Source organism: Pseudonocardia adelaidensis, assembly GCF_039543345.1.
GTDB classification, from domain to species: domain Bacteria; phylum Actinomycetota; class Actinomycetes; order Mycobacteriales; family Pseudonocardiaceae; genus Pseudonocardia; species Pseudonocardia adelaidensis.
The window spans coordinates 34,320-58,579 of sequence record NZ_BAABJO010000037.1 but is presented as its reverse complement, the minus strand read 5'-3'; the positions used below and the strand labels follow the sequence as shown (position 1 = coordinate 58,579).

The window sequence follows — 24,260 nt, the reverse complement described above, 5'->3', positions numbered from 1 at the left end:
GGCTACCCGCGCGACAGGGCGGTGAGGTCCAGCGCCTCGCCGATGCGGTTCTGGGGGAGTCCCTTCACGTCGGTATCCGCGACGATCAGGTTCGGCAGCAGGAACAGCCAGTCGGCGGCCGCGTCCTCGGCGATGATCCGCCCCACCTGCCGCAGGTCGTCGATCTGTTGTTGCTGGCTGCCCGTCTCCGAGTCGGCGAGCAGCCGCTGCACCTCCGGGTTGTCGTAGCGCCAGTAGTACGTCGGGTCGCCGAAGGTGCGGATGTCGCGCGGCTCGACGTGGGAGACGATCGAGAGGTCGTAGTCGGCCTTCTTGAACACCTCGTCGAGCCAGCGGGCCGGGAACTCGAGCGGCTCGATCTGCGTCTGGATCCCGACGGCCGCGAGCTGGCTCTGCACGACCTGCGCCGCCGCGACGGCGTAGGGCAGGTTCGCGATCCGGAACCGCAGCGAGGGGTTCGGCGCGCCCGCCTCGGCGAGCAGCGCCCTGGCCGCGGCCGGGTCGTACGGCGTGACGTCGGGCAGCGGCTCGTACCAGGGATCGGTCGGCGGGACCATCGTGTCGATCAAGGCGCCACGCCCCGCCCACGCGGTGTTCAGCACCGCCTGGTGGTCGATCGCCATCGCGATGGCGCGCCGCACCCGCGGGTCCCTCGTGGGGCCGGCGGCGTTGTTCATGGCGAGGGTGACCTCGCCGTTGGTGGTGCCCTCGATCACCTGGAAGCGGCCGTCCCCGTCGAACTGCGCGAGCGCCTCGGGCGCCTGAACGGTGCCGATCACGTCGATGCCGTCGGTGAGCAGGGCGTTGACGGCGGCGGTGGCGTCGTCGAAGTACTGCAGGTCGGCCTGGGCGATCGCCGGCTCGTCGCCCCAGTAGTCGTCGCGGCGGGTGAGCACGAGCGCGTCGCCGCGGCGGAACTCCGAGACCCGGTACGGGCCGGTCCCGACGGGCGCGTTCGCGAGGTCCGCCACGCCCGAGGGGTCGAACATCGCGCCGATGCGGGTGGTCATCCGGAACAGCCAGCTGTTGCTGGGCTGAGACAGCGTGACCCGGGCGTGCGTCGGGGACACGGCCTCCACCCCCGACACGACGCCCATGCCGCTCTTGAGCGACACCGTCCACGCGTCGGACTTCACCCGCTCGATGCTGAACTTCACGTCGTCGGCGGTGAACGGCTCGCCGTTCGAGAACGTGACGCCGTCGCGGAGCGTGAAGTCGTAGACGAGCCCGTCGGGGCTCACGGTCCAGGACTCGGCGAGGGCGGGCTCGATCTCGCCGGTCTGCTGGTTCAGCCGGACCAGGCCCTCGTAGACGTTCACGAGCAGCGCCTCGGGGATCGCCGCGCCGTCGGTGCGGGTGAAGTCGAGGTTCGCCGGCTCGGCGGTGAGCCCGATCCGCAGCGGGGCGTCCGGGCTGCCCGGTGCCGCGCCGGAGGAGGCCGTGGACCCCGCCGAGCAGCCGGCGGCGAGCAGGGCGCCTGCCAGCAGAAGGGCACCCGGACGGAGCAGAGAACGCGTCACCTGGGGGATCCTCCCACCACAACTGGTCGGACCAGTGGCCTCATCGAGCCGCTACGGTGTCATGGGCGTTCCGGAGAATCAAGCACGAGCGGAGCACGCATGGCGGCGGCGGATTCGGGGAGCAGGCCGTTCGAACCCGTGCGGCCGGTCCGCGCGTACCAGGGCATCGTCGAGCAGGTCGAGGACCGGGTGTTCCGCGGCCAGCTGCGGCCCGGCGAGCGGCTGCCCAGCGAGCGGGAGATGACCGCCCAGTTCGGCGTCAGCCGCTCCACGGTGCGCGAGGCGCTGCGGGTGCTGGAGAGCGATGGGGTGGTGCGCTCGCGCCCCGGCGACCGAGGAGGCCCGGAGGTACTGGCGTTCTCCCCGGCCTCGCTGCGCAAGTCGGTCACCCGGCTCGTGCGCGTGGACGAGGTGGGGCTCGCCGAGCTCGTCCAGTTCCGGATGCTGCTCGAGGGCTCGGCGAACCTGCTCGCGGCCACGCTCGCCAGCGACGACGAGCTGGCCGCGATGGGCACCGCGCTGAGCGAGATGGAGGCCGCCCTCGACCGCGGCTACGAGGAGTTCAGCCGGGCCGACGTGGCGTTCCACGACACGGTGGCGCGCGCGAGCCGCAACATCCTGATCCAGGTGTGCAGCGACGTCGTGCGCGGCGTCGTGCTGGGGCTGATCTCGCAGAAGATCGCCGACGCCCCGGACCGGCGCGAGCTCATGGAGCGGTCGCTGGGCCACCACGCCGACGTGCTGGACGCCGTGCGCCGCCGGGACGGCCCCCGCGCCGCGCGGCTCGCCCGCGAGTCGCTCTACGACTACTACGCGGGCTACGTGCCCGAGGAGGAGCGCTCGCTGCTGCGCGCCCTCCTCGACGAGGACGGTTGACCTGAAGCGAGGTTCACCTCCTAACGTCGGTCGCATGATCGAAGGACTGGGCCGGTACGGGGTCTCGCTCGCGGTGGGCGACGACCTTGAGGCACACGCGGACGTCGTGGAACGGCTGGGCTACTCCGCGATCTGGGTGGCCGGCGGGCAGCTGCAGACCCTCGAACCGCTGCTGCGGATCCTGCGCGCCACCACCCGGGTCGCCGTGGTGCCCGGCATCATCCCGCTCGACGTGCACCGGCCCGCCGCCATCGCGGAGCTGTACGCCGAGGCCGAGCGGATCGCGCCGGGCCGGCTCGTGGTGGGCCTCGGCAACCAGGCCGGGGGCATGGCGGCCCTGCGGAGCGCACTCGACGAGCTCGACCCCGCGGTTCCCCGGGAGCGCCGGCTGCTGGCCGCGCTCGGCCCGCGCAAGCTGGACCTGGCCCGCGACCGGTCCGGCGGGGCCGTGACCCTGCTCGTGAACCCCGCGTACACGACATGGGCCCGGGAGCGGCTCGGCGGCGGTGCCACGCTCGTGGCCGACCAGCTGGTCGTCCTCGACGAGGACGCCGACGCGGCCCGCGCTGCCGCGCGGGAGCCGCTGCGCTTCCTCACCACCGTGCCCGGCTACGCGGCGGCCTTCTCCCGGATGGGCTTCGCCGACGCCGAGATCCGCGACCTCTCCGACGGTCTCGTCGACGCGGCGGTCGCGTGGGGCGGCGTCGACCGGGTGGTCGCGCGGCTGCGCGAGCAGGAGGCGGCGGGCGCCGACCACGTGGTGATCGCCCCCCTCGGCGGCCCGGGCGAGCAGAAGACGCTGGAACGCCTGGCCGCGCCCCTGATGTCGTGAGCCCCGGATGTCAGCAAAGCCACTTTCCTGACGCGTGGTGTCGTGGAAGTGGCTTTGCTGACACGAGCACTCAGCCCGCCGCGGCGGTGAGCGAGACCGTGCGGAAGTCCGGGCGGGCGTTCACCGGCAGCTCGAAGCCCTTCACGCGGGAGCGCACGGCGTAGTTGTTGCGCAGGTCGGCGGGGAAGATGCCGACGGCGTCGTCCCAGATCAGCTGTGCCGCCCGGGCGTACAGGCGTTCGCGCTCACCCTGGTCGAGCGAGGAGCGGGCGCCGAGCAGCAGCCGGTCGAGCTCGGGGTTGCAGTAGCCGGTGCGGCCGGCCGCGCACGTGTAGAGCCGGCCGAGGGTGAAGTCGGCGTCGCCGGTTCCGGTGGTGTTGGTCTGCAGGTTCAGGTCGAAGTTCTTCGCGTTGAGGTCCTGCAGCCACTGCGGGCGCTCCTTCTCCAGCGGCTCCACCCTCACGCCCACCGCGGCCCACGCCGACACCATCGCCTGGGCGAGCGCGCGGATGTTGGGCCCGCCCTCGCGCGGCCACTGCATCGACACCTTCAGGCCGTCCGGGTGCCCGGCCTCGGCGAGCAGCGACTTCGCCAGCGCCGGGTCGTAGGGGTAGGGCGGCAGTTCCGGGGCCCCGAAGACGTCCTGGGTGATCGGGGCCTTCGCCACGCTCGCGCTGTCGCCGAACAGGTCGCCGACGATCGCGTCCAGGTCGAGGGCGTGCCACAGCGCCTGCCGGACCCGCACGTCGTCGAACGGCGGGCGGGAGGAGTTGAACCAGGTGAAGTAGTACTGGAAGCTCGGCCCGCTGCCGTAGGTGATGTCCGGCTGCCCGTCCACCTCGGGCACCTGGTCCGGTGGGATGGACTGCAGCACGTCGACCTCGCCGGTGCGCAGCGCGGTGATCCGCCCGGCGGTCTCCGGGATGTTCACGATCTCGACGCGGTCCAGCGTGGCCTTCTCGCCCCGGTAGGCGTCGTTGCGCGTCAGCACCACCTTGTCGTCCGGCGTGAAGCTGTCGAACACGAACGGCCCCGTCCCGACCGGCTTCTGCCAGTACGCCGGGTCGTTCACGCGGTCGGCCGGGCCGATGAACACCAGCGACAGCGAGCTGGGCAGGGTGCCGAGCGGTTCGGACGTGCGGAAGGTGACCGTGTGGTCGTCGGTGGCCTCGACGGACCGGACGGCTGCGAACAGCGGCGCGAGCGACCACTTCAGCGCCTGGCCCCGTTCCACCGACGCCTTCACGTCCCGCGCGGTGAACGGCGTGCCGTCGCTGAAGGTCACGCCCTGGCGCAGGTGGAACACCCAGGTGTGGTCGTCGGCCGGCTCGAACGACTCGGCCAGCACGCCGATCGGCTTCCCGTCCTCCATCGCGACGAGGGTCTCGAGGACCTGCTGCACCGCGGTCTGCGTGGGCTCCTCCGCCGGGTACTGGTGGGCGTCGAGCGACACCGGGAAGAGCGCGGGGGAGTAGCGCAGCACCTGCTCCTCGTCCGCGCCACCGCCGCCTCCCGACATCGTCGTGCAGGCCGAGAGCGCCATGACGCCGGCGACGACCGCCGCGGTCAGTAGCCTTCGCATGCTCACGGTTGGACCCCTTCGTCCAGGGTGAACGTCGCGACCACGGGCTTGTGGTCGGACGGGGCGGAGCCGTCGTGGAAGTACTCGACGGCCTCACCGGTGCGGGCGCGCACCGGCCCGCGGGAGAAGATCCAGTCGATGGCCTTGGCCGGCGACTGCACCGGCGAGAGCCGCGTGCCCCGGCCGCTGGTGAACGGCATCGGGACGACGGGGTGGGTGGGCGGCGCCGGGGAGCCGAGCGCGGTGAACGAGTCGAGGAACCCGGCGTTGCCGAGCTCCCACAGCGGCCCGCCGATGTCGTTGACGTCGGAGGTGAACAGGCACGCCCCGGCGCCCGCCAGCTCGTCGAGCGCGGCGACGATCGCGCGGGCCTGCGGCACGCGCTGGTTCACCCCGGTGCTGCGTTCCTCGGCGTGCCCGGGCCACGTCAGGTGCGCGGTGGCGAACACGAGCTCGCCGCCGCCTGCCGTCCGCAGGCGGACCCAGAACAGGCCCGCGGTGGGATCGAGGATCCCCACGTCCCGGACGCCGTACGCGACCGGCTCGAACAGCTCGCGCCGCCACCAGAGGTTGCTCTGCCGCGCCCAGCCCGGGTGGTCGTCGACGACGCGGGCGTGGCCGGGGAGCTCCTCGTCGATCAGGCCGCGCGAGCCGGGCCGCAGCTCCTGGGTGGCGAGCAGGTCCGGTGGCCGGGTGCGGAAGAACGCCCGGAGCGCGGGCTCCCGCTCGGCGAGGTGGGCGTCGCCCCAGAGGTTGTAGGTCATCGCGACGAAGGTCGTCATGCGGCCTCCTCGGGCAGCGCCGGGGCGGGGGTGTTGTAGGCGACGAGGCGGGCCGTCCGGCTCCCGGCGCCGGACAGGACGAACTCCAGCTCGGTTGCGGAGCAGTTGGTGGGCGCGTCGAGACCCCGGTGCCCGCCGGCGGGGAGCCCCATCGCCTCGGCCGTCGCGACCCGGATCGGGCCGCCGTGGGTGAACACGACCACGAGGTGGCGGCTGCCGACCGGCGCGTCCGCGAAGGGTGCGAGCACGTCGTCCAGGGCCGCGACCACCCGCGCCCGCAGCTCGGCGAACGTCTCGCCGCCACCGCGGCGGACGTCCTCGCCGCGGCGCAGCGCGTGGACGGCGTCCGGGAACTCCGCCGCGATCTCGGCGAAGCTGCGCCCGCTCCACGTCCCGACGGCCGCCTCCCGCCAGCGGGCGTCGATGCGGGCCGGGAGCCCGGTGCGCGCGAGGACGGGCGCCGCGGTCTCCGAGACGCGGACCAGGTCGCTGGCCACCACGAGGTCGGGGGCGCCGTGGCGGTCCAGCCCGGCGGCTATCGCGCGGGCCTGGGCGTGCCCGCGCGGGGTGAGGCCCGGCCCGGTCTGCCCCTCGAACCGTGCCGCCGCGTTGCCCTGCGACTCGCCGTGGCGCACGAGCACCACGCGCACGGCCCGCCAGTCGGCGAGGTCGGGGTCGTTGAGGATGCCGTGCTCGTTCACCGGGCCGCCCCGGCGGGCAGCGGCTCGGCGAAGTGGCAGGCGCTCGGGTGCCCGTGCCGCTCCACCAGCTCGGGTGTCCGGTCCGCGCAGAGCTCGGCCGCCTTGGGGCAGCGCGTGCGGAACCGGCACCCCGATGGTGGGGAGGCAGGGGAGGGCAGGTCGCCCTGCAGCAGGATCCGCTCCCGTTCCGGCTGGTCCCACGGCCGCGGCACCGGGGCCGCGGAGAGCAGGGCCTGCGTGTACGGGTGGGTCGGCCGCTCGAACAGCTCGCGGCGCGGGGCGTGCTCGACCACCGTGCCCAGGTACATCACGGCGATCTCGTCGCTGATGTGCCGGACGACGGACAGGTCGTGGGCGATGAACAGGTACGTCAGGCCCAGGTCGCGCTGCAGGTCCTGCAGCAGGTTGAGCACCTGCGCCTGCACCGAGACGTCGAGTGCCGACACCGCCTCGTCGCAGATCACGAGCTTCGGGCGCAGGGCGAGTGCCCGGGCGATGCCGATGCGCTGGCGCTGGCCGCCGGAGAACTGGTGCGGGTAGCGGTCGGCGTGGGTGGGGTCGAGGCCGACGCGTTCGAGCAGCTCGCGGACCTCGGCGGCCCAGCGCTGCCGCGGCACGACGCCGGAGTGGATCTCCCACGCCTCGCCGACGATCTGTTCGACGGTTCGGCGCGGGTTCAGCGAGGCGTACGGGTCCTGGAAGATCATCTGGATGTCGCGCCGCAGCCGGCGCATCTCCGCGGCCGGCACCGTCGTGAGGTCGCGGCCCTGGAACAGCACCTGGCCCGAGGTGGGTCGCTCGAGGCCGATCACCGTGCGGGCGAGCGTCGACTTGCCGGAGCCCGACTCACCGACCAGGCCGAGCGTGCGGCCCGGCGCGAGGTCGAACGACACCCCGGCCACCGCCTGCACCGCACCGACCGGGCGGCGGAGCAGCGCGGAGCGGATGGGGAAGGTGGTGTGCAGGTCCCGCACCGAGAGCAGCGGCTCACGCTCCATCGAGCACCTCCTGGGCACGGTGGCACGCGGCGGCGCGGCCGGCGCCGGGAAGCGCGTGCAGGAGCGGTCGCTCGTCCCGGCAGCGGTCGATCGCGTATGGGCACCGCGGGTGGAACGCGCAGCCCGGGGGCAGCGCCGCGAGGTTCGGCGGTGCGCCGGGGATCGGCGTGAGGCGCTCCTGGTCGCCGGGCAGCGAGGCCATCAGCCCGGCGGTGTACGGGTGCGCCGGGCGGTCGTAGACCTCCCTGATCCGGCCGGTCTCGGCCGCCCGCCCCGCGTACACGAGCAGCATGCGGTCGGCGACGTCGGCGACCACGCCGAGGTCGTGGGTGATCAGCACCATCGCCATCCCGTACTCCCGCTGCAGGCCCGCCAGCAGGGCCATGACCTGTGCCTGCACCGTGACGTCGAGAGCGGTGGTCGGTTCGTCGGCGATGAGGAGGCGGGGGTTGAGCGCGATCGCCATCGCGATCATCACGCGCTGCCGCATGCCGCCGGAGAACTGGTGCGGGTAGTCGTCCACGCGCGTCGCGGCGTCGGGGATGCCGACGCGCTTCATGAGGTCGATCGCGGCCGCCCTGGCCTCCCGCCGGGACGCCCCGCGGTGCCGCCGGAACATCTCCCCGATCTGGGCACCCACCCGGAACACGGGGTTGAGCGAGCTGAGCGGATCCTGGAAGACCATCGCCATCTCCGGGCCGCGGAGCCTGCGCACCTCGGCCGGGGGCAGACCGAGCAGGTCGACGCCGTCGTAGCAGATCCGCCCGCCGGTGACCCGGCCCGCGGGGCGGGGGAGCAGCCCCATCAGGGCCTGCGCGGTGACGCTCTTGCCGCTGCCGGACTCGCCGAGCACGGCGAGGGTCTCGCCGGGCGCGACGGTGAAGCCGAGCCCGTCGACCGGGGTGATCACCCCGGTGGGGGTGCGGAACTGCACGCGGAGGTCCTGAACCTCGAGCAGTGGAGGAGGCATCGGCTACAGGCTCTTCAGTCGGGGGTCGAAGCGGTCGCGCAGCGCGTCGCCGAGGACGCCGAAGGCCACCACGAGGACGGCGAGCGCCAGGCCGGGGATCGTCGCGATCCACCAGGCCTCCGCGAGGTAGTTGCGGCCGCCCGCGATCGTGACGCCCCAGCTCGGCGTGCTGGTCGGGGTGCCGAGGCCGAGGAAGGAGAGCGACGCCTCGGCGAGGATCACGTGCCCGAGCTCGACCGTGGCCACCACCAGCACCGGGGCCACGCAGGCCGGCAGGACGCAGCGGCGGATCACGTGCCAGGTGCCCGCACCGAGCGTGCGGGTGGCGTCGACGTACTCGCGGCCGCGGACGGTGAGCACCTGGCTGCGCACGACGCGGGCGAACGTGACCCAGTTGGAGACGGCCAGGACGATCACGACGTTCACCACGCTCGGGCCGAGCAGGGCGGCGATGAAGATCGCCAGGAGGATCGAGGGGAACGTCAGCTGCACGTCGGCCAGGCGCATGAGCACGCCGTCGAGCCATCCTCCGAAGTAGCCGGCGACGACGCCTGCGGTCACCCCGATCAGGCCGGCGAGGAGCAGCGTCGCCAACCCGACCGCGACCGAGACGCGGGCGCCTTGCAGCATCTGGGCGAGCAGGTCCTGCCCGACCTGGTCGGTGCCGAACACGGCGAGGCCGCCGTCGCTGGTGTGCGAGCCGGGCGGGAGCAGCCGGTCGGCGGTGTGCGTGACGACCGGGTCGTACGCGAGGAGCACGGGGCCGACGATCGCGGCCACCACGTACACCGCGACGACGGTGAGGGCGAACCGGATGCGGGTGCCGCCGGGGCGCCGGGTCGTCGGCGCGGGGGGCGCGGTCGGGTCGGCGGGCGCCGGGCGGGCCGTCATGGTCATGCTCGACCCGCCAGGCGCACTCGGGGGTCGATGTAGCCGTAGAGGACGTCGACGACCAGGTTGATCAGCACGAAGCCGGTGGCGATCATGAGCACCGCCGCCTGCACGACGCCGTAGTCGCGGTGCGAGATCGAGTCGACGAGCAGCCGCCCGATGCCCGGCCACGCGAAGACGGTCTCCACGATCACGGCGGTGCCGAGCAGCTGGCCGAAGTGGATGCCGACGACCGTGACGATCGGGATGAGCGCGTTGCGGATGGCGTGCGGGAAGATCACGACCCGCTCGGTGAGGCCCTTGGCCCGCGCCGTCTGCACGTAGCCCTCGTGGATCACCTCCAGGAGGCCGCTGCGGGTGAGCCGCACGAGGATCGCGAGGAACGGCAGGGCCAGCGTGACGGCCGGCAGCACCATGTGCGCCGGGGAGCCGGTGCCGGCGCTGGGCAGCAGCCCGAAGGTGCGCGAGAGCACGAGGATCAGCACGATGCCCAGCCAGAACGACGGCGTCGACTGGCCGACCAGCGAGAACACCGAGACGATCCGGTCGGTGGGGGTGTTCACCCGCAGCGCGGCCACGATGCCGAGCGGGATCCCGACCAGCAGCGAGAGCGACAGCGCCACCACCGCGAGCTCCGTCGTGGCGGGCAGGCGCTCGACCACGAGACCCAGCGCGTCGCCGGAGAGCCGGTACGACGGGCCGAAGTCGAGCCGGGCGACGTCGGCGAGGTAGGTGCCGTACTGCACGAGGAGCGGCCGGTCGAGGCCGAGCTGGGCGCGCAGCGCGGCGACCTGGTCCGGGGTGGCGTCGGAGCCGAGGATGAGCAGCGCCGGATCACCGGGGACCAGCCGCAGCACCAGGAAGATGATCGTGACGGCGCCCCACAGGACGAACACCGAGAAGGCGAGCCGCCGGGCGAGGTAGGCCGCCATCAGCGGCTCCGACAGGGACGCATCAGCGCATCTCTCCATTAACGTTAATGGCGGCGGACCGGGGCAGGCTAGGAGGTACGCTTCCAGCGTGTCAAGACGGCCCGGGAAAGTCGGCGGCACGCTTGACCGGCATCTTCCATTAACGTTAATGTCCGCGACCGCCCCGATCCCCGTCGCCTGGAGTTCGCATGTCCGAAGCCCGCTCCGCACCGCCCGCGGAGTCCGCGTTCCGGTCGGCCCTGCTGTCGGTCGACCCGCGCCTGTCGAAGTTCCAGCCGCTCTCCCGGATCCTCGCGTTCGACGCGTTCGACTCGGGCACCCACGGCTGGACCGAGCTGCTCGGCAACTACGACGGGCGCGGCGACCTCGACACCGTCGACGACCACATGCGCGACTTCCGGCCGCCGCAGCTCTCGTCGTGCACGTTCTTCGACATCGGCACGCACGGGGCGATGACCGGCACGTACGCGCTGAAGCTCGCGACGCGCCCGATCCCGGGCCACACGGCCACCGCCATCCGGCGGCTCACGATGAGCGGCCGCGGGCTACTGCAGATCGAGGCGTACTTCACCTACAAGGCCGAGGCCACGCTCGGCGGCGGCCCGGAGAACGACCGGTTCGGCGACGTCGTGTGGGACGGCAACCTGCACCCGTCGGAGGCGCAGTTCGGCGCGTTCACCGTGGCCACCGACCTCTGCGGCGACGGCGGCCTGCGCTACCACACGGTGGCGCGCTACCTGAACACCGACCTCGAGAACCGGATGGCCCGGCAATGGGTCTACCCGACGGTGCCCGAGCCGACCCCGCGCGAGCACCTCGAGGGCAAGGTCAAGCTCGGCTACGCCGCCGACTTCACGGCCCCGGACCCGGAGGACTGGGAGCCGTTCGGCGAGCCCCAGGAGCTCTGCTACAACGAGGTGCCCACCAAGGTCAACTGGCACTACCTGCGGTGGCGGATCGACACCGAGGCGCGGCGCAACGTGGAGCTGCAGGTGGGCGACCGCGTCTTCGACATGCGCGACGTGCCGGTGCCGCCGTACGCCGACCGCTACGACTCGCTGGAGAACCTGCTGAACTTCTACTTCTCCGTCCGCACGCACTCCGCGACGAGGAACTTCCTGTTCCTCGACTCGGTCGTCATCTCCGTCGATTGGTGAGCCCTGAAATGAGAACGAGGTGAGTCCCCTGATGAGGCAGTCCCAGACCGCGGTCCTGGAGCGCAACACGACGCTCACCGGCGAGTTCGCCACCGAGCCGTACGAGGCGGCGTGGGCGGGGGAGGCGCGGTGGTTCGTCCAGGTGCTCGATCGGTCCACCGAGGACGCCGAGCTGACCCTCACCACGCAGGTCTCGCCGGACGGCCTGACCTGGTGCGACCACGACGGTGGCGTGCATCGCACCGAGGGCGAGCTGACCACGTGGGCCGTGCGCGAGTTCGGGCAGTGGCTGCGCGTCCGCGGCGAGGTCACCCCGGCCGGTGCGCAGGTCAAGGTCCGCCTCTACCTCGCCGTCAAGAGCTGATCCGATGACCGCCCGCCGGCCGACGCTGCGCGACATCGCCGAGGCACTCGGCCTGTCGGTCAACACCGTGTCGCGGGCGCTGGCCGGCAAGTCCGACATCAGCGCCCGGACCCGGCGGCTGGTGGAGGCCGAGGCGCAGCGGATCGGCTACGTGCCGAACACGCTCGCGCGCTCGCTCGTGCTGGGGTCCGCGATGACGCTCGGCCTGGTGATCACCACCCCGTCCAACCCGTTCTACGCCCAGCTCATCCACGGGGTGGAGGTGCAGGGCCGCAAGCACGGCTACTCGATGCTGCTCCTCGTCACGGACGAGTCGGAGGACATCGAGAAGGGGGCGGTCGAGTCGTTGCTGCGGGCCGCGGTGGACGGCGTGCTCGCGGTGCCGGTGCAGGGTGGCGCCGACCCCTGGCAGCGGCTCGGCACGGCGGGCATCCCGCTCGTCCTCGTCAACCGCGACCTCCCCGCGGGCCGGCACGACTTCGTCGGCATCGACTACGAGCAGGGCGCCTACGACGCCACCGTGCACGCGATCGGGGCGGGTGCCCGGCGGATCTGGATGCTCGAGGAGGACCTGCCGATCACCACGATCGCCGGCCGGATCGCGGGCTTCCGCCGCGCCATGACCGAGGCGGGGCTCCCCGTGCCGGACGAGGCCGTGCGCTCCGTGCCGACGCGGCGGCACGAGTCGGCGGCGCTGCCCTGGCAGCCGGAGGAGTCCTACGTGGTGGCGCAGGAGATCGTCGACCGCGCCGACCGCCCCGACGCCGTGCTGGTGGGCAACGACTACTTCGCGCTCGGCCTCTACCGCGCGCTGGCCGAGCGCGGGCTGCGGGTGCCCGACGACGTGCTGGTGCTCGGCTACGGCGACTTCCCGTTCTCCGGTTTCCTCACCCCGCCGCTCACCAGCGTGCGGCTGCCCGCCTACGAGGTGGGCGCCTCGGCCGTGGACCTGCTCGTCGAGCGGGTGCGCAACCGCTCCTCGGCGCCCGCGCAGAAACGCCTGCTCCGCCCGGACCTGGTGGTGCGCCCGTCGTCGACGCTCGTCACCTCGTAGCGCGGGTCACTTCCGGTAGCGGTCCAGGATCTCGTCCACCTCGTCGAGGCCGCGCCACTTCTCGAGGAGGAACTCGCAGGTCTGCGCCTCGGTCATCTCGGGGAACTCCTCGACCATGGCCGCCAGGAGGCGGTCCGCCTCGTCCCGGGACAGGCCTCGGGTCAGCGCCTCGCTCAGGTACCGCTGACGGACGGCGGTCGGGCGGCCGCCGCCGGCACCGCGACCGGGGAGGGTCTCACGCCACTGCACGATCTCGTCCAATCTCGCCGCGAGCCAGCCCGGGGCCCCGTCGACCTCGACGTCGGGCTCGGGGAACGGGTGGGCGGAGTCGCCCGGGTATCGGGAGCGCCACTTGTGCACGGCGTGCCGGCTCACCCCGAGCGCCTCGGCGACGCCGAGGACGCCGAGGTACCGCTCCGTCATCCCGGAAACCTTGTCTCTTGTGTGGACAGAGTATCTGCGTGCGTCGATCGCGTCAACGCGGGAGACGAGGTTACCGGCCGGTCAGCCGCGCATCAGCTCCACCACCGGCTCGAACGCCTCGTAGTACGGCTCGTGCACCGTGATGTAGGAGAAGCCGTAGCGCTCGCGGGAAGCGCGCAGCTGCTCGGCCATCTGGGCGGGGGTACCGATCAGGAGGAACGGCGTGTCCAACGCCTCCTCGACGGTCATCTCTCCCCCGAAGCGGCTGACCAGATCCGCCGCGGCCGCCCGCCGGTCGTCGGAGGGCACGACCGCCTGCACGAGCAGGTGCCACTCGACGTCGTCGGCGCGGGCGCCCAGCTGCTCCCGCGTGAACCGCACGCGCTCGTCGGCCTCGCCCGCCGTGCCGAGGCGGAACGTGCCCGGCGGCTTGCCGGGGACCTGGTAGACACCCGCTACGCCGACGACGTCGGCGTAGCGCGCCGCGATCGACAGCACCCGGTCGCCGGTGCCGCCGACGATCAGCGGCGGGCCGGAGCCGTCGAACCCCGTCTTCTGCACCGGAGCGGGGGAGTGCCCGCCGGGGAGCGCCGCCAGGTCGGTGGTGAAGAACCGGCGCAGCTCGGTGATCGTCTCCTCGAGGCGGCCGGCCCGCGCGCCGAACGGCTCCCACGGGATGCCGGCCGCGTCGAACTCGTGCTTCATGTGCCCCGCGCCCAGCCCCAGCTCCAGCCGGCCCCCGGAGAGGACGTCGAGCGACGCGGCCTCCCTGGCGAGCAGTGCGGGGTTCCAGAACGGCGCGCACAGCACGAGCGAGCCGACCCGCAGGTGCTCGGTGGCGTCGGCCGCTGCCTGCATCACCGGGAACGGGGCCGGGGCACCGAGGTGGTCGGGAGCGAAGACGGTGTGGAACCCCGCGCTCTCGGCACGGCGGCAGCGCTCCTGGAGGGCCTCCCGGGACGGGATGCCGAAGACGTTGAAGGAGAACCGGAAGTCGCGCACGCGATCAGCGTGCCGAGGGGCCGGTGGCCGCACAACCGCGGTTCACCCGGGGCGGACGGCCCGCCCCCGGTCGACTCCGCACACCCGGCGAGGACCTCGCACCGGGCCGGCCCTGTGCGAAGTGGGCATGCGGCGTGCGGAGTCGGATCGGGGCCGGCGATCACACCTCGCCGCGCGGGCCGGCGCCCAGCGTCACCACGTCCGGGGCCCCGCGCTCGACCGGCACCTCGCGGGTCGCGACATCGGTGAAGAGACCGCCCATCCGTGCGACCAGCGCGGGGGAGGGGGCGGCGCTCCAGACGGCGAGGACCCCGCCGGGGGAGAGCGCGCGGGCGGCGGCGGACAGCCCGGAGTCGGTGTAGAGCCGCGCGTTGGCCGGGCTGACGAGCCAGTCGGGGCCGTTGTCGGTGTCGAGGCAGATCGCGTCGAACGACCCGGGCTCGGCGGCCGCGATCAGGTCGGCGACGTCCGCCTCGTGCACGGTGACGCGCGGGTCGGCGAGCGCGTCGCCGTGCAGCGGCGCGAGGTGGCCGTGGTTCCAGCGGATCACGGCGCCCTCGCGCTCGACCACGTCGACCGCCGTGACCGCGGGGTGTGCGAGCGCGGCGGCCAGTGAGAAGCCGACGCCGAGCCCGCCGATGAGCATCCGCCCGGGCGGCGGCATCCGGTCGGCGGCGGCGGAGACGAGCAGCCGCTCGGAGCGCCCGCCGCGGGTGTCCATGAGGAAGACGCCGTTCGCGACGATCTCGTGGTGGTCCCCCACCCGGCGCAGCACCAGCTCGCCGGCATGGCCGGTGGTGCGCTCGACGACCTGTGCCTCGGTGTTCACGATGCCTCCGTCCGGCAGACGTACATGCAGTTCTGGGGGCGCGGGGTGTCGAGCACCCGGACGTCGGTGAACCCGGCGTCGGTGAGCATCTCGCGGGCCAGCTCCTGCCCCCACACGGCGCCGAGCGCGCTGCCGCCGGTCGCGATCGAGGTGGGCACGCAGAACAGCAGGCTGATGCCGTAGGACAGCGGGGCGTACGGGTTGGCGATGTTGTCCTCGAGCCGTGTCGCGAAGTTCGTGTCGATCATCACGAACACACCGCCGGGGGCCAGGGCGTCCCGGATCCTGCGCAGCACGACCTCGGGTGCGGCCTGGTCGTGGACGGCGTCGAACGCCGTGATCACGTCGTAGGGGCGGTCCGGGGCGAGCTCGGCGGCGTCGCCCACCGCGAACGCGGCGTTGGGCAGCGCCATCGCCGCGCGCTCCGCCTCCGCGTCGTCGATCGCGGCGGTGGCGATGTCGAGGCCGTCGAACGTCGAGTCCGGGAACTCCCGTGCCATGACGTTGACGGCGTGGCCGGTGCCGCAGCCGAGGTCGAGGACGCGGGCGCCGGCGCGCAGCCGGTCGTGCAGGCCGGGCACGCGGCCGAGGAAGCCGTCGACGAGGTGCTCGTCGTAGACGTGGCGCCACGTCTCGCCGAGACCGCCCACCGACACCGCCGCGAACTCCGCGATCGGCACGCCGCCGCCCTCGGCGAAGCACCGCTCGACCTGCGGAAGGACGGTGCCCAGGGTGCGCAGGCTGTTGGCGACGGGGCCGATGTTGCGCGAGGTGGCCCCGGTCAGGAGGGCTGCGTGTGCGGCGGGCAGGCGGTGCCTGCCGTCGGCCGGGTCGTACTCCATGATCCCGCCGGTCACCATCGCGCCCAGCCACTCGCGCACGTACCGCTCGTGCAGCCCGGCCCGCTCGGCCAGCTCCACGCTCGTGGCGGGCCCGCGGGCCGCCGCCTCGAACAGTCCGGTGCGGTGGCCGATGCCGATCAGCATGCTGAGCATGCCGCCGGTGAGCATGCCCAGCAGCTGCTCGCCGAAGTCGCGGGTGCGGTCCGGGTCGGGGTGGTCGGGCTCCATCCGGGCGAGTCTTCCAGTTGCCGTCGGCAGAGCAGATGCAGGAAGAGCGACCGGCGGGTCGCCGGCGACCCGATCACCCGGGTGGCGACCGGATCCGCCTGGGTCGCGCTCCGCGGAACGCCCAGGAGGTCGCGGGCCGATGTCGATCCAGCAGCGGGTACCGCCGTCCGACCACCACGCACATGGCTGACGATCAGGAACGGGTCATGAGCTGCGTCCGATCTGACCTGCGGACCGCATAGGTGATCAAGGGCCGACCGATCGATCAGCACATCGCGGTGGTGGCGACAGCGCTGGTGTGCTGCTCGCGGTGGCGAGAGGCGCGGCAACACCTGCCGGTCGGGATGGCAGCGTGCGGCACCGAGCCGGTGGCGGCCGACACCGCCTGCGGACACTCGCGCTGCCGCGCGGAGTCAGCGGGTGAGCGCGAGCCGGGCGGACAGCCCGATGAAGACCGATCCGGTGGCGATGTGCAGCCGGCGCAGCGCCCGGCGGTGCCCGGCCAGCAGGGCGCCGAGCCGGCCCGCGAGCAGGCCGATGGGACCGTCGATGAACAGGTCGACCAGCACGAACGCGGCGCCGAGCACGAGCAGCTGCGCCGTGACGCTCCCCCGCGACGGATCGACGAACTGCGGGAGGAACGCGGCGTTGAACAGCACGACCTTGGGGTTCAGCAGGTTGCTGTAGACGCCGCGCCGGAACGCTCGCGCGCGCCCTCCCGGGACGGTGTCGGCGCGCCCGAGGCCCTCGTCGCGCCTGCGCAGCGTGGTGATGCCGAGGTACAGCAGGTAGGCGGCCCCGCAGAGCTTGACGACGACGTAGAGGGTGGGCACCGCCGAGAACAGCGCCGCCAGCCCGAAGGCGGTGGCCACCGCGTGCACGGCCAACCCGAGTGCGACGCCCAGCGCGGCGCACAGGCCGACGGCCGGCCCACCGATGGCGCCCACACCCATGATGAAGAGCATGTCCGGCCCCGGCGTCAGGACGAGCACGGTGGCAGCGACGACGAACGCGGCGAACAGGGCGGGATCCGGCACGGGTCGAGCGTGGCACACCCCTCCGACAGGTTTGACAGAGTTCAGATATCTAACCTATTTTCCCGCTCGGACTCGGACAAGGAGGTCGGACATGCGGGCAGTCCTCAGAGCCGGCGTGGTGATGGCCGCCGCCGTCCTCGCGGCGGCGGGGTGCGCTGGTGGCGGGGAGAGCGGAGGCGCGGCGACGGAGCCGCTGTCGGTCTGGCAGTTCTACGGCGACGAGTCGATGCCGACCGGCAAGCCGTTCTACGACCTCGTGGCGCGCTACGAGCAGCAGAGCGGCACCGACGTCGACATCCGCTTCATCCCCTACGACGACTTCAACCGCACGCTGACCCAGGCCGCGGCCGCGGGTGACGGCCCCGACATCGCGCTGATCAGCGCGTTCGACACGGCGGCGATGGCCGACGCCGGGGTGATCCAGGACCTCAGCCCCCAGGTGGAGGCCTGGGGGCAGCAGGGCGCCTACTTCCCGACCGGCTGGGAGTCCACGCAGGCCGACGGGAAGACCTACGGGATCCCGCACCTCGCCGACGCCTACGCCGTCTACTACAACACCGCGATGCTGCAGGAGAAGGGCCTCGCCGTCCCGACGACGTGGGCCGAGATGGAGTCCACCGCGGCGGCGCTCTCCGGCGCGGGCCGCTCCGGGCTCGCGGTGAGCGGGATCGAGGGCGCAGAAGGGGCCACCGGCCTCGAGATCCGGATGCTCGCGGCAGGCGCGCAGCCCACCGAGATCGACAGCCCCGGTGGGCACGCCGCGCTCGAGTCCTTCCAGCGGATGGTGGGCAGCGGCGCGCTGTCGGAGGGCTTCCTCACCTGGAACGAGGAGGACGCGAAGAACCAGTTCGCCACCGGCCAGGCCGCGATGATGATCAACTCGGCGACGTACGTGAGCATCCTGCGCGAGGAGAATCCCGACCTGCAGTGGAGCGTCGCCGTGCTGCCGTCGGAGGCCACCGGTCAGACGGTGCTGTCGGCGGAGAACCTGACGATCGGCGCCACCAGCGACGACGTCGACCGCGCCTGGGACCTCATCACGTTCATGCAGCGGCCCGACGAGCTGCAGACCTACCTGCCGGAGCGGAACAAGCTGCCGGCGCGCAGCGACGTGCCGGGCACGGCGGAGGACCCGGTCCGCGCGGTCTTCGCCCAGCAGCTCCAGCAGGCGTGGGCTCCCGACGCCGCGCTCGCGCCGCACAACACGGAGGTGCTGACGGCGCTGCAGGCCGCGCTCCAGCAGGTGATCAGCGGTACCCCGGTGCCGGACGCCGCGCGCAGCGCCCAGGCCACGATCGACGAGGCACTCGGGACCTCATGACCGCCGTTCTCGAGCGCACCCGCACGCCGGCGCCCGCCCACCGGCGGCGCCGCCGTGCGGGCGCCCGCGCCGACCAGCTGTTCCTGGTGCCCGCGGTGCTGTTCGTGGCCGTCACGGTGGTGTACCCGCTGGCCTACAGCGTGCTGCAGGCGTTCCAGGACGTCGGGCTCAAGGAGGTCATCCGGGGCGGGGCGGAGTGGGTGGGGTTCGCCAACTTCGCCGACCAGTTCGGCCGGCCCGAGTTCTGGCAGGCCCTGTGGCTGTCGCTGGTCTACGCCGTCGGCACGGTGGCGCTGACCTACGCCGGCGGCCTCGCGCTCGCGCTGCTGTTCCTCCGCCGGTTCGCAGGCCGCAACGTGATGCGGGCGCTGCTGATGCTGGCCTGGATCCTGCCGACGGTGGTGGGCGCGAACGTGTGGCGCTGGCTGCTCGACGGCTCGTACGGCCTGCTCAACGCGGCGCTGCGCGGCCTGGGCCTGATCGAGGGCGACTTCTTCTGGCTGGGCCGGCCCGGCCCCGCGCTCGTGTCGGTGATCGCGGCCACGGCGTGGAGTTTCGCGCCGTTCGCGATGATCCTCATCGTCGCGGGCCTGCAGGGCGTGCCGGCGGTGCTCTACGAGGCGGCCCGCATCGACGGTGCCTCGGCGTGGCAGCAGTTCCGGCACGTCACGCTGCCTGCGCTGCGCCCGGTCAGCATCACGGTGATGCTGCTGATCTTCATCTTCGCCTTCAAGACGTTCGACACCGTCTACCTCATGACCCGGGGCGGCCCGGGGGGCGCCACGCTCACCCTGCCGCTCTACGCCTTCCAGGAGGCGTTCGAGTTCCGCCGCTACGACACGGCGGCCGTGGCCACCACCGTCATGCTGATGGTGCCGCTGGTGCTGTCGGTCTTCTACTTCCGGTCGCTCCGCAAGGAGGAGGCGGCATGACGCGCGAGCGGACCAGGCTCGTGATCGCGGTCGTCGTGACGGCGGTCTACCTGCTGCCCGTCTACTGGATGCTCAACACCTCGCTCAAGGCGCAGGCCGAGGTCTTCGCGCGGCCGCCCGCGCTCGTACCGGTGCCCCCGACGCTCGCGGCGTACCAGACCGCCGTGTTCGGCGACCCGGACATCGCCCGCGGCCTGCTCAACACGGTCGTCATCGCGACCGGGACCACGCTGCTCACGCTCGTCGTGGCCGTGCCGGCCGCCTACGGGCTCGCGCGCCTGCGCATCCGGTGGGTCACGCCCGCGCTGCTGCTGTTCCTCGCCGTGCAGATGATCCCGGCGGTCAACCTCGCGCTGCCGATGTTCGTGCTGTTCGGGCGGGTGGGCCTGGTCAACACCTACGCCGGGCTGATCATCGCGAACTGCTCGCTGTCGATCCCGCTCGCCATCACGATCATGCGGCCGTACTTCCTGTCGGTGCCCGGCGAGGTCCTCGAGGCGGCGCGCGTGGACGGCTGCACGACGTTCGGCGCGTTCGTCCGCGTGGCCCTGCCGGTCAGCGTCCCCGGCGTGATCACGATGGCGGTCGTCAGCTTCCTCGGCGCGTGGGGCGAGTTCGTGTTCGGGCTGGCGCTCGCGACCGGCGATGAGCTGCAGCCGGTCAGCGTGGTGATCGCGAAGCTCACCAACGCGTTCGGCACCCGGTGGAACGAGCTGATGGCCGTCTCGGCCGTCGTGGCCGTGCCGGTGATCGTGCTGTTCGTGCTGCTCCAGCGTTACATCGTCGCCGGCCTGACCGACGGCGCCACGAAGGGTTGAGTGACCCGGACCGGGAGCCCACCACATGTCTCGACGGCCCAGCTTCCCGCTGGGCGCCCCGGCAAAGCGGCCGAGTACGGCCCGGTACGAGGCCGGCCTGCCGGCACACCCAACGGAAACCTGGATCCGCCGATACACGCACCGGACTCCCGGTCCGGGCCACTAGAAGGGACTCGCTTGATGCTCGAGATCTGGGCCGCCGCACCGACGCCGTTCACCCAGGACGGCAAGCTGGCCCTCGACGTCGTCGCGGCGCAGGCCGCCCACCTGCACGCCGCGGGGGTGGCGGGCGCGTTCGTCGGCGGCACCACGGGCGAGTTCGCGGCCATGGACGCGGGCGAGCGGCAGTCGCTGGTGGAGGCGTGGCAGGACGCCCGTCCCGCGGGCATGGGCCTGGGCGTGCACGTCGGGCACACCGACCTCGCGCAGGCGCAGCAGCTGGCGGCGCACGCGGAGTCGTGCGGGGCCGACCTCGTGGCGGCCGTCGGCCCGTACTACGGCGACGCGCCGAGCGTCGACGCCCTCGTGGGGCACCTGGCCGGGATCGCCGCGGCCGCGCCGCAGACGCCGTTCGGCTTCTACCACATCCCGAGCATGACCGGCTCCCGCCACCGGCCGTCCGATGTGGTCGCGGCGCTCGCCGCGGCGGCCCCGACGACCGCCGCCGTGAAGTTCACCGACGGCGACCTGCTCGAGTTCGACCGCACCCGTGCGGCCGCGCCCGGCCTGCACGCCTACTTCGGGCGCGACGAGCTGCTGCCCGCGGCGCTTGCCTGCGGCGCCGACCGCGTGATCGGCACGCTCTACAACGGGATGGCCCCGCTGGCGCACGCCGTGGCGGCGGCCTTCGACCGTGGAGACACCGCCGAGGCCTACCGGTTGCACGCGCCGTTCCGCGAGGTCGCCGCTGCGGCGAACGCTCACGGGGGGATCGGGTTCCTCAAGGCGCTGATGAACGAGCTCGGGCCGGACGCGGGGCCGGCCCGCTCGCCGTACGGTCGTCCGGACGGCGCCGCCCGCGCCGCGGTGGACGACCTCGCCGCCGCGGTGCGCACCGCCCAGGAGGACGCCGATGGCTAGGTCGCCGATCTACCTCGAGGCCCAGGCCCGGCTGCGGGACTTCATCACCGAGGCCGGGCTCGGCCCGGGCGACCGGCTGCCGCCCGAGGCCGCGCTCGCCGAGCGGCTCGGCGTGAGCAGGCTGTCGCTGCGCGAGGCGACCCGCAGCCTGCAGACCCTCGGCGTCATCGAGGCCCGGCACGGCAACGGCCTCTTCGTCTCGGCGTTCTCCTTCCGCCCGCTGATCGACCAGCTGCCCTACGGCCTCGCGGCCGCCGGCACCGCGCTGGAGGAGATCCTCACCGCGCGGGAGGCGATGGAGGTCGGGCTGATGCCGGCCGTCGCGCGGCTGAACCCGCAGGTCGAGCTCGCCGAGTGCGCCCGGCTCGCCGACGAGATGACCGCGCTCGAGGGCCGGGGGAAGCCGATCACCGAGGTGGACAAGCGGTTCCACCTGCTGCTCTACCGGGCGCTGGGCAACCCGCTCGTCGACAACCTCATCGAGGTGTTCTGGGAGCTGTTCACGCGCCTCGGCGACTCGATCCCCGTCCCCGAGGGCGGGCGCGGCGCCGTGCACCTGCAGATCATCCGCGCCCTGCAGGCCGGCGACGCCGCCGAGAGCATCGCGGCGATGCAGCAGCACTTCGACGACATCCGGGTGCGCGCCGCGTTGCTGCGCCACCCCGAGTCGGACGCGGGCTGACGTGGAACCGCTGACGGCTGCCGCGCTGCGCGGCGTCTGGGCCACCGCGCTGCTGCCGATCCGCCCCGACGAGAGCATCGACGTCGACCGGCTGGCTGCCGCGCTCGACCACGTGCTGGCCTCCGGCGTGCACGGCGTCTACACCAACGGCACGGCGGGCGAGTTCCACACGCTCACCGAGACCGAGTACGACCGGCTGCACGCGCTCGTGGCGGAGCGCTGCACAGCTGCCGGGATCCCGTTCCAGCTCGGGGCGAGCCATCCCAGCGGGCAGCTGTCCCTGGACCGGATCGCCCGCGCCGCGGCGCTGCGTCCCGGCGCGATCCAGGTGGTGCTGCCCGACTGGCTGCCGCTCGGGCCCGACGAGGTGCTCGCCGCCGTCGAGCGGATGGCGACGGTCGCCGACGGGTGCCGCTCGTGCTCTACAACCCGCCGTACGCGAAGACGCAGGTCCCGCCGGAGCTGTTCGGGAAGCTGGCCGCCGAGGTCCCCGCGCTGGTCGGGGTGAAGGTGCCCGGCGGCGACGACGCCTGGTACGCGCGCATGGCCGACGCGGTGGGCGGGCGGCTCGCCGTGTTCGTGGCCGGCCACACCCTGGCGTCGGGCTACGCGCGCGGCGCGGCGGGCGCCTACTCGAACGTGGCCTGCCTGAACCCGGGCGGTGCGGCCCGCTGGTACGCGCAGGTCACGAGCGACCTGCCGGCAGCACTGGCGTTCGAGGAGCGGCTGCGCGGTTTCCTGGACACCCACATCGCCCCGCTCGCCCGCGCGGGCTACTGCGACCCGGCCCTCGACAAGACGCTCGCCGCGATCGGCGGCTGGGCCCGCACCGGCACCCGGGTGCGCTGGCCCCACCGCTCGGTGCCCGAGGAGTCGGTCCCGGCTCTGCGGGCGGCAGCCGAGGCCGCCGTCCCGGAGCTGCTGCGCGCCGGTTGACCACCTCACGCCGGCCGAGCGCGGGGTGCGGTACGACCGGGGGGTGAGGCAGCGACGCGCCGTGCAGAGCGTCATCCACTGGCCGGGCATGCGCTCCGAGTACGCCTGGCTGCCGCCCCACGACGAGCCGACGGTCACGCGACAGCACCAGGTCGGCGTCTCGTTCTCCCGGCACCACGGCCAGGAGTACGAGTCGGGCGGCCGGGCGGTGCGCGCGGACATCCCCGCGGGCGCGGTGTTCGTCACCGGTGCGGAGGGCATCACGTGGGGCGGGGTGGCGGGCACCACCGAGGCCCTGGAGATCTACCCGGATCCGGAGCTCGTCCGCCGGACCGCTCCGGGTGTCGAGCCCGCGCTCGGCGTGCGCGACGCCGTCGTGTTCGGGACGGCCGTGCTGCTCAGGCGGACGCACCTCCCCGGCGGCGGTCTCACCGACATCGCGGCGAGCACGCTCGCCCACCGGCTGGTCGCCCACCTCGCCCGGTCGTACGGCGCCGCCCGGGCGTGCGGGGCCCCGCGGGTGGACCGGGCCCCGGTCCGCGGCCTGGACCGGCGGACCGTCGAGCGGGTCGCGGACCTCGTCGACGCCGACCTCGCCGGCACGATCACGCTCGACCGGATGGCCGGCGTCGCGGCGCTGAGCCCGTTCCACTTCGCCCGGGCCTTCACGGCGACCACCGGCCTCGCGCCCCACCGGTTCGTCATCGCCCGCAGGCTGGAGGCGGCGAAGGCGGCGCTGCTCACGTCGGACGCGAGCGTGGTGCGGGTCGCGCACTCGGTCGGGTTCTCGAACGTGAGCCATTTCCGGAGGCTGTTCCGGCGGGAGTTCGGCGTGCCCCCGGGCGAGCTGCGCCGGTGACGGGAACGCATGCGCAAGATCGGACCCTCCCGGCCGGCCGCTGCGGTGCCAGGATCCGTCCGTGCCTGCATCCGACGATCCCGCCGCCGTGCTCACCCGCCTGCTCCAGGCCGTCGACGACCTCGACTGGCCCGCCGTCCGCGACTGCCTCGCCGACGAGGTGCGCACCGACTACACGGAGCTGTTCGGCGGGGCGGCGGAGACGGTGTCCGGTGACGAGCTCGTGCGGCGCTGGCAGGGGCTGCTGCCCGGCTTCGACGCCACGCAGCACCTCATCGGGACGGGCCGTCTCGAGGAGGGCGTCGGGGCGGGCGGGGACGGGCCCACGGTGCGCACCCACGTGCGCGGCTACCACCACATCGCGGGCGCCGACGGCGGCGCGACCTGGGGTGTGCACGGGCACTACGTGGTGCCGCTCGTCCGCTCACCCGGCGGCTGGAGGATCGCCGGGATCACGCTGCGGGTGTTCTACCAGGAGGGCAACACCGGGCTCCCGGCGCTCGCCACCGAGCGGGCCGCCATCTCGCCGCGGGCGGCTCGCGCCGGCCGGTGATCGCTCACAGCCGCGCGGCAGCGGTGCCGGTCTCCCCGTCACGCTGCGGGCAGTCGGGG

The 24,260-nt window shown here is 73.3% G+C and carries 27 protein-coding genes; 14 read left to right on the top strand and 13 right to left on the bottom strand.

Annotation, left to right across the window (positions count from 1 at the left end; genetic code table 11):
• Window positions 1–2 precede the first annotated feature (2 nt).
• Window positions 3–1,520 (bottom strand): ABC transporter substrate-binding protein, encoded by a 1,518-nt coding sequence (locus tag ABEA81_RS35015; protein ID WP_345611203.1) that lies wholly within the window; start codon window positions 1,518–1,520, stop codon window positions 3–5.
• Window positions 1,521–1,619: 99 nt separating this feature from the next.
• Here ABEA81_RS35015 and ABEA81_RS35010 point away from each other — a divergent pair, with 99 nt between their 5' ends.
• Entirely contained in the window at window positions 1,620–2,396 is a 777-nt protein-coding gene (locus ABEA81_RS35010) for a FadR/GntR family transcriptional regulator (protein ID WP_345611202.1), read from the top strand.
• Between the two features lie 34 nt (window positions 2,397–2,430).
• Window positions 2,431–3,228, top strand: a complete 798-nt coding sequence (locus tag ABEA81_RS35005; protein WP_345611201.1) for a TIGR03620 family F420-dependent LLM class oxidoreductase — start codon at window positions 2,431–2,433, stop codon at window positions 3,226–3,228.
• A gap of 70 nt (window positions 3,229–3,298) precedes the next feature.
• Here ABEA81_RS35005 and ABEA81_RS35000 read toward each other — a convergent pair whose 3' ends face one another.
• Genes ABEA81_RS35000 through nikB form a run of 7 tightly spaced genes read right to left on the bottom strand, consistent with a single transcriptional unit; the run spans window position 3,299 to window position 10,084 of the window.
• Window positions 3,299–4,810 (bottom strand): ABC transporter substrate-binding protein, encoded by a 1,512-nt coding sequence (locus tag ABEA81_RS35000; protein WP_345611252.1) that lies wholly within the window; start codon window positions 4,808–4,810, stop codon window positions 3,299–3,301.
• 2 nt (window positions 4,811–4,812) lie between these two features.
• Entirely contained in the window at window positions 4,813–5,592 is a 780-nt protein-coding gene (locus ABEA81_RS34995; protein ID WP_345611200.1) for an exonuclease/endonuclease/phosphatase family protein, read from the bottom strand.
• The gene (locus ABEA81_RS34990; protein WP_345611199.1) at window positions 5,589–6,293 is read right to left on the bottom strand and encodes a histidine phosphatase family protein; all 705 of its coding nucleotides are present in this window, start codon (window positions 6,291–6,293) and stop codon (window positions 5,589–5,591) included. The genes ABEA81_RS34995 and ABEA81_RS34990 overlap by 4 nt, the downstream gene beginning before the upstream one ends.
• Window positions 6,290–7,291: an ABC transporter ATP-binding protein gene (locus ABEA81_RS34985; RefSeq protein ID WP_345611198.1), complete on the bottom strand. Its 1,002-nt coding sequence runs from the start codon at window positions 7,289–7,291 to the stop codon at window positions 6,290–6,292. The genes ABEA81_RS34990 and ABEA81_RS34985 overlap by 4 nt, the downstream gene beginning before the upstream one ends.
• Window positions 7,281–8,261: an ABC transporter ATP-binding protein gene (locus ABEA81_RS34980; RefSeq protein WP_345611197.1), complete on the bottom strand. Its 981-nt coding sequence runs from the start codon at window positions 8,259–8,261 to the stop codon at window positions 7,281–7,283. The genes ABEA81_RS34985 and ABEA81_RS34980 overlap by 11 nt, the downstream gene beginning before the upstream one ends.
• A 3-nt stretch (window positions 8,262–8,264) precedes the next feature.
• A complete protein-coding gene (locus tag ABEA81_RS34975; protein WP_345611195.1) occupies window positions 8,265–9,152 on the bottom strand; it encodes an ABC transporter permease in 888 nt (295 codons plus the stop codon).
• Window positions 9,153–9,154: 2 nt separating this feature from the next.
• Window positions 9,155–10,084: a nickel ABC transporter permease gene (gene nikB / locus ABEA81_RS34970; RefSeq protein WP_345611193.1), complete on the bottom strand. Its 930-nt coding sequence runs from the start codon at window positions 10,082–10,084 to the stop codon at window positions 9,155–9,157.
• A 188-nt stretch (window positions 10,085–10,272) separates the two neighbouring features.
• Between nikB and ABEA81_RS34965 the strand changes: the two genes are divergently transcribed.
• The 3 genes from ABEA81_RS34965 to ABEA81_RS34955 are packed head-to-tail and all read left to right on the top strand — an operon-like array spanning window position 10,273 to window position 12,659.
• Entirely contained in the window at window positions 10,273–11,241 is a 969-nt protein-coding gene (locus ABEA81_RS34965; protein ID WP_345611192.1) for a DUF6772 family protein, read from the top strand.
• A 31-nt stretch (window positions 11,242–11,272) separates the two neighbouring features.
• Window positions 11,273–11,605, top strand: a complete 333-nt coding sequence (locus ABEA81_RS34960; RefSeq protein ID WP_345611191.1) for a hypothetical protein — start codon at window positions 11,273–11,275, stop codon at window positions 11,603–11,605.
• Between the two features lie 4 nt (window positions 11,606–11,609).
• Window positions 11,610–12,659, top strand: a complete 1,050-nt coding sequence (locus tag ABEA81_RS34955; RefSeq protein WP_345611189.1) for a LacI family DNA-binding transcriptional regulator — start codon at window positions 11,610–11,612, stop codon at window positions 12,657–12,659.
• A gap of 6 nt (window positions 12,660–12,665) precedes the next feature.
• Here ABEA81_RS34955 and ABEA81_RS34950 read toward each other — a convergent pair whose 3' ends face one another.
• The 5 genes from ABEA81_RS34950 to ABEA81_RS34930 form a co-directional block, all read right to left on the bottom strand.
• A complete protein-coding gene (locus ABEA81_RS34950; protein WP_345611188.1) occupies window positions 12,666–13,082 on the bottom strand; it encodes a hypothetical protein in 417 nt (138 codons plus the stop codon).
• Between the two features lie 81 nt (window positions 13,083–13,163).
• Window positions 13,164–14,084: an LLM class F420-dependent oxidoreductase gene (locus tag ABEA81_RS34945; RefSeq protein WP_345611187.1), complete on the bottom strand. Its 921-nt coding sequence runs from the start codon at window positions 14,082–14,084 to the stop codon at window positions 13,164–13,166.
• Window positions 14,085–14,244: 160 nt separating this feature from the next.
• Complete coding sequence (locus tag ABEA81_RS34940; RefSeq protein WP_345611186.1) at window positions 14,245–14,913, bottom strand: spermine/spermidine synthase domain-containing protein; 669 nt, start codon at window positions 14,911–14,913, stop codon at window positions 14,245–14,247.
• On the bottom strand, window positions 14,910–15,983 hold the full coding sequence (locus ABEA81_RS34935) for a class I SAM-dependent methyltransferase (RefSeq protein ID WP_345611185.1): 1,074 nt from the start codon (window positions 15,981–15,983) through the stop codon (window positions 14,910–14,912). The genes ABEA81_RS34940 and ABEA81_RS34935 overlap by 4 nt, the downstream gene beginning before the upstream one ends.
• A 413-nt stretch (window positions 15,984–16,396) precedes the next feature.
• Entirely contained in the window at window positions 16,397–17,020 is a 624-nt protein-coding gene (locus ABEA81_RS34930) for a LysE family translocator (protein ID WP_345611183.1), read from the bottom strand.
• Window positions 17,021–17,111: 91 nt separating this feature from the next.
• On the opposite strand from ABEA81_RS34930, the gene ABEA81_RS34925 reads away from it, so the two are divergent.
• The 9 genes from ABEA81_RS34925 (at window position 17,112) to ABEA81_RS34885 (ending at window position 24,201) form a co-directional block, all read left to right on the top strand.
• A complete protein-coding gene (locus tag ABEA81_RS34925) occupies window positions 17,112–18,341 on the top strand; it encodes an ABC transporter substrate-binding protein (RefSeq protein WP_345611182.1) in 1,230 nt (409 codons plus the stop codon).
• Window positions 18,338–19,273, top strand: a complete 936-nt coding sequence (locus ABEA81_RS34920; protein WP_345611181.1) for a carbohydrate ABC transporter permease — start codon at window positions 18,338–18,340, stop codon at window positions 19,271–19,273. The genes ABEA81_RS34925 and ABEA81_RS34920 overlap by 4 nt, the downstream gene beginning before the upstream one ends.
• A complete protein-coding gene (locus ABEA81_RS34915) occupies window positions 19,270–20,091 on the top strand; it encodes a carbohydrate ABC transporter permease (protein WP_345611180.1) in 822 nt (273 codons plus the stop codon). The genes ABEA81_RS34920 and ABEA81_RS34915 overlap by 4 nt, the downstream gene beginning before the upstream one ends.
• Before the next feature lie 180 nt (window positions 20,092–20,271).
• The gene (locus tag ABEA81_RS34910) at window positions 20,272–21,171 is read left to right on the top strand and encodes a dihydrodipicolinate synthase family protein (RefSeq protein WP_345611178.1); all 900 of its coding nucleotides are present in this window, start codon (window positions 20,272–20,274) and stop codon (window positions 21,169–21,171) included.
• Window positions 21,164–21,853 (top strand): FadR/GntR family transcriptional regulator, encoded by a 690-nt coding sequence (locus tag ABEA81_RS34905; RefSeq protein WP_345611177.1) that lies wholly within the window; start codon window positions 21,164–21,166, stop codon window positions 21,851–21,853. The genes ABEA81_RS34910 and ABEA81_RS34905 overlap by 8 nt, the downstream gene beginning before the upstream one ends.
• Window position 21,854: 1 nt before the next feature.
• Window positions 21,855–22,361 carry a dihydrodipicolinate synthase family protein gene (locus ABEA81_RS34900; RefSeq protein WP_345611176.1) on the top strand — a complete coding sequence of 169 codons (507 nt, stop codon included), beginning with the start codon at window positions 21,855–21,857 and terminating at the stop codon, window positions 22,359–22,361.
• Window positions 22,262–22,789, top strand: a complete 528-nt coding sequence (locus ABEA81_RS34895) for a dihydrodipicolinate synthase family protein (protein WP_345611175.1) — start codon at window positions 22,262–22,264, stop codon at window positions 22,787–22,789. Before ABEA81_RS34900 ends, ABEA81_RS34895 begins: the two co-directional genes overlap by 100 nt.
• A gap of 43 nt (window positions 22,790–22,832) precedes the next feature.
• On the top strand, window positions 22,833–23,648 hold the full coding sequence (locus tag ABEA81_RS34890) for an AraC family transcriptional regulator (protein ID WP_345611173.1): 816 nt from the start codon (window positions 22,833–22,835) through the stop codon (window positions 23,646–23,648).
• 61 nt (window positions 23,649–23,709) lie between these two features.
• On the top strand, window positions 23,710–24,201 hold the full coding sequence (locus tag ABEA81_RS34885; RefSeq protein WP_345611172.1) for a nuclear transport factor 2 family protein: 492 nt from the start codon (window positions 23,710–23,712) through the stop codon (window positions 24,199–24,201).
• Window positions 24,202–24,260 lie beyond the last annotated feature (59 nt).

What these genes read in the sequence shown, in the direction of transcription:
- ABEA81_RS34925 (WP_345611182.1), top strand. Translation starts at nt 17,112, where the DNA reads ATGCGGGCAGTCCTCAGAGCCGGCGTGGTGATGGCCGCCGCCGTCCTC.
- ABEA81_RS35000 (WP_345611252.1), bottom strand. Translation starts at nt 4,810, where the DNA reads ATGCGAAGGCTACTGACCGCGGCGGTCGTCGCCGGCGTCATGGCGCTC.
- ABEA81_RS35005 (WP_345611201.1), top strand. Translation starts at nt 2,431, where the DNA reads ATGATCGAAGGACTGGGCCGGTACGGGGTCTCGCTCGCGGTGGGCGAC.
- nikB (WP_345611193.1), bottom strand. Translation starts at nt 10,084, where the DNA reads ATGGCGGCCTACCTCGCCCGGCGGCTCGCCTTCTCGGTGTTCGTCCTG.
- ABEA81_RS34975 (WP_345611195.1), bottom strand. Translation starts at nt 9,152, where the DNA reads ATGACGGCCCGCCCGGCGCCCGCCGACCCGACCGCGCCCCCCGCGCCG.
- ABEA81_RS34980 (WP_345611197.1), bottom strand. Translation starts at nt 8,261, where the DNA reads ATGCCTCCTCCACTGCTCGAGGTTCAGGACCTCCGCGTGCAGTTCCGC.
- ABEA81_RS34985 (WP_345611198.1), bottom strand. Translation starts at nt 7,291, where the DNA reads ATGGAGCGTGAGCCGCTGCTCTCGGTGCGGGACCTGCACACCACCTTC.
- ABEA81_RS34950 (WP_345611188.1), bottom strand. Translation starts at nt 13,082, where the DNA reads ATGACGGAGCGGTACCTCGGCGTCCTCGGCGTCGCCGAGGCGCTCGGG.
- ABEA81_RS34915 (WP_345611180.1), top strand. Translation starts at nt 19,270, where the DNA reads ATGACGCGCGAGCGGACCAGGCTCGTGATCGCGGTCGTCGTGACGGCG.
- ABEA81_RS34995 (WP_345611200.1), bottom strand. Translation starts at nt 5,592, where the DNA reads ATGACGACCTTCGTCGCGATGACCTACAACCTCTGGGGCGACGCCCAC.
- ABEA81_RS34965 (WP_345611192.1), top strand. Translation starts at nt 10,273, where the DNA reads ATGTCCGAAGCCCGCTCCGCACCGCCCGCGGAGTCCGCGTTCCGGTCG.
- ABEA81_RS34955 (WP_345611189.1), top strand. Translation starts at nt 11,610, where the DNA reads ATGACCGCCCGCCGGCCGACGCTGCGCGACATCGCCGAGGCACTCGGC.
- ABEA81_RS34960 (WP_345611191.1), top strand. Translation starts at nt 11,273, where the DNA reads ATGAGGCAGTCCCAGACCGCGGTCCTGGAGCGCAACACGACGCTCACC.
- ABEA81_RS34910 (WP_345611178.1), top strand. Translation starts at nt 20,272, where the DNA reads ATGCTCGAGATCTGGGCCGCCGCACCGACGCCGTTCACCCAGGACGGC.
- ABEA81_RS34905 (WP_345611177.1), top strand. Translation starts at nt 21,164, where the DNA reads ATGGCTAGGTCGCCGATCTACCTCGAGGCCCAGGCCCGGCTGCGGGAC.
- ABEA81_RS34920 (WP_345611181.1), top strand. Translation starts at nt 18,338, where the DNA reads ATGACCGCCGTTCTCGAGCGCACCCGCACGCCGGCGCCCGCCCACCGG.
- ABEA81_RS34935 (WP_345611185.1), bottom strand. Translation starts at nt 15,983, where the DNA reads ATGGAGCCCGACCACCCCGACCCGGACCGCACCCGCGACTTCGGCGAG.
- ABEA81_RS35010 (WP_345611202.1), top strand. Translation starts at nt 1,620, where the DNA reads ATGGCGGCGGCGGATTCGGGGAGCAGGCCGTTCGAACCCGTGCGGCCG.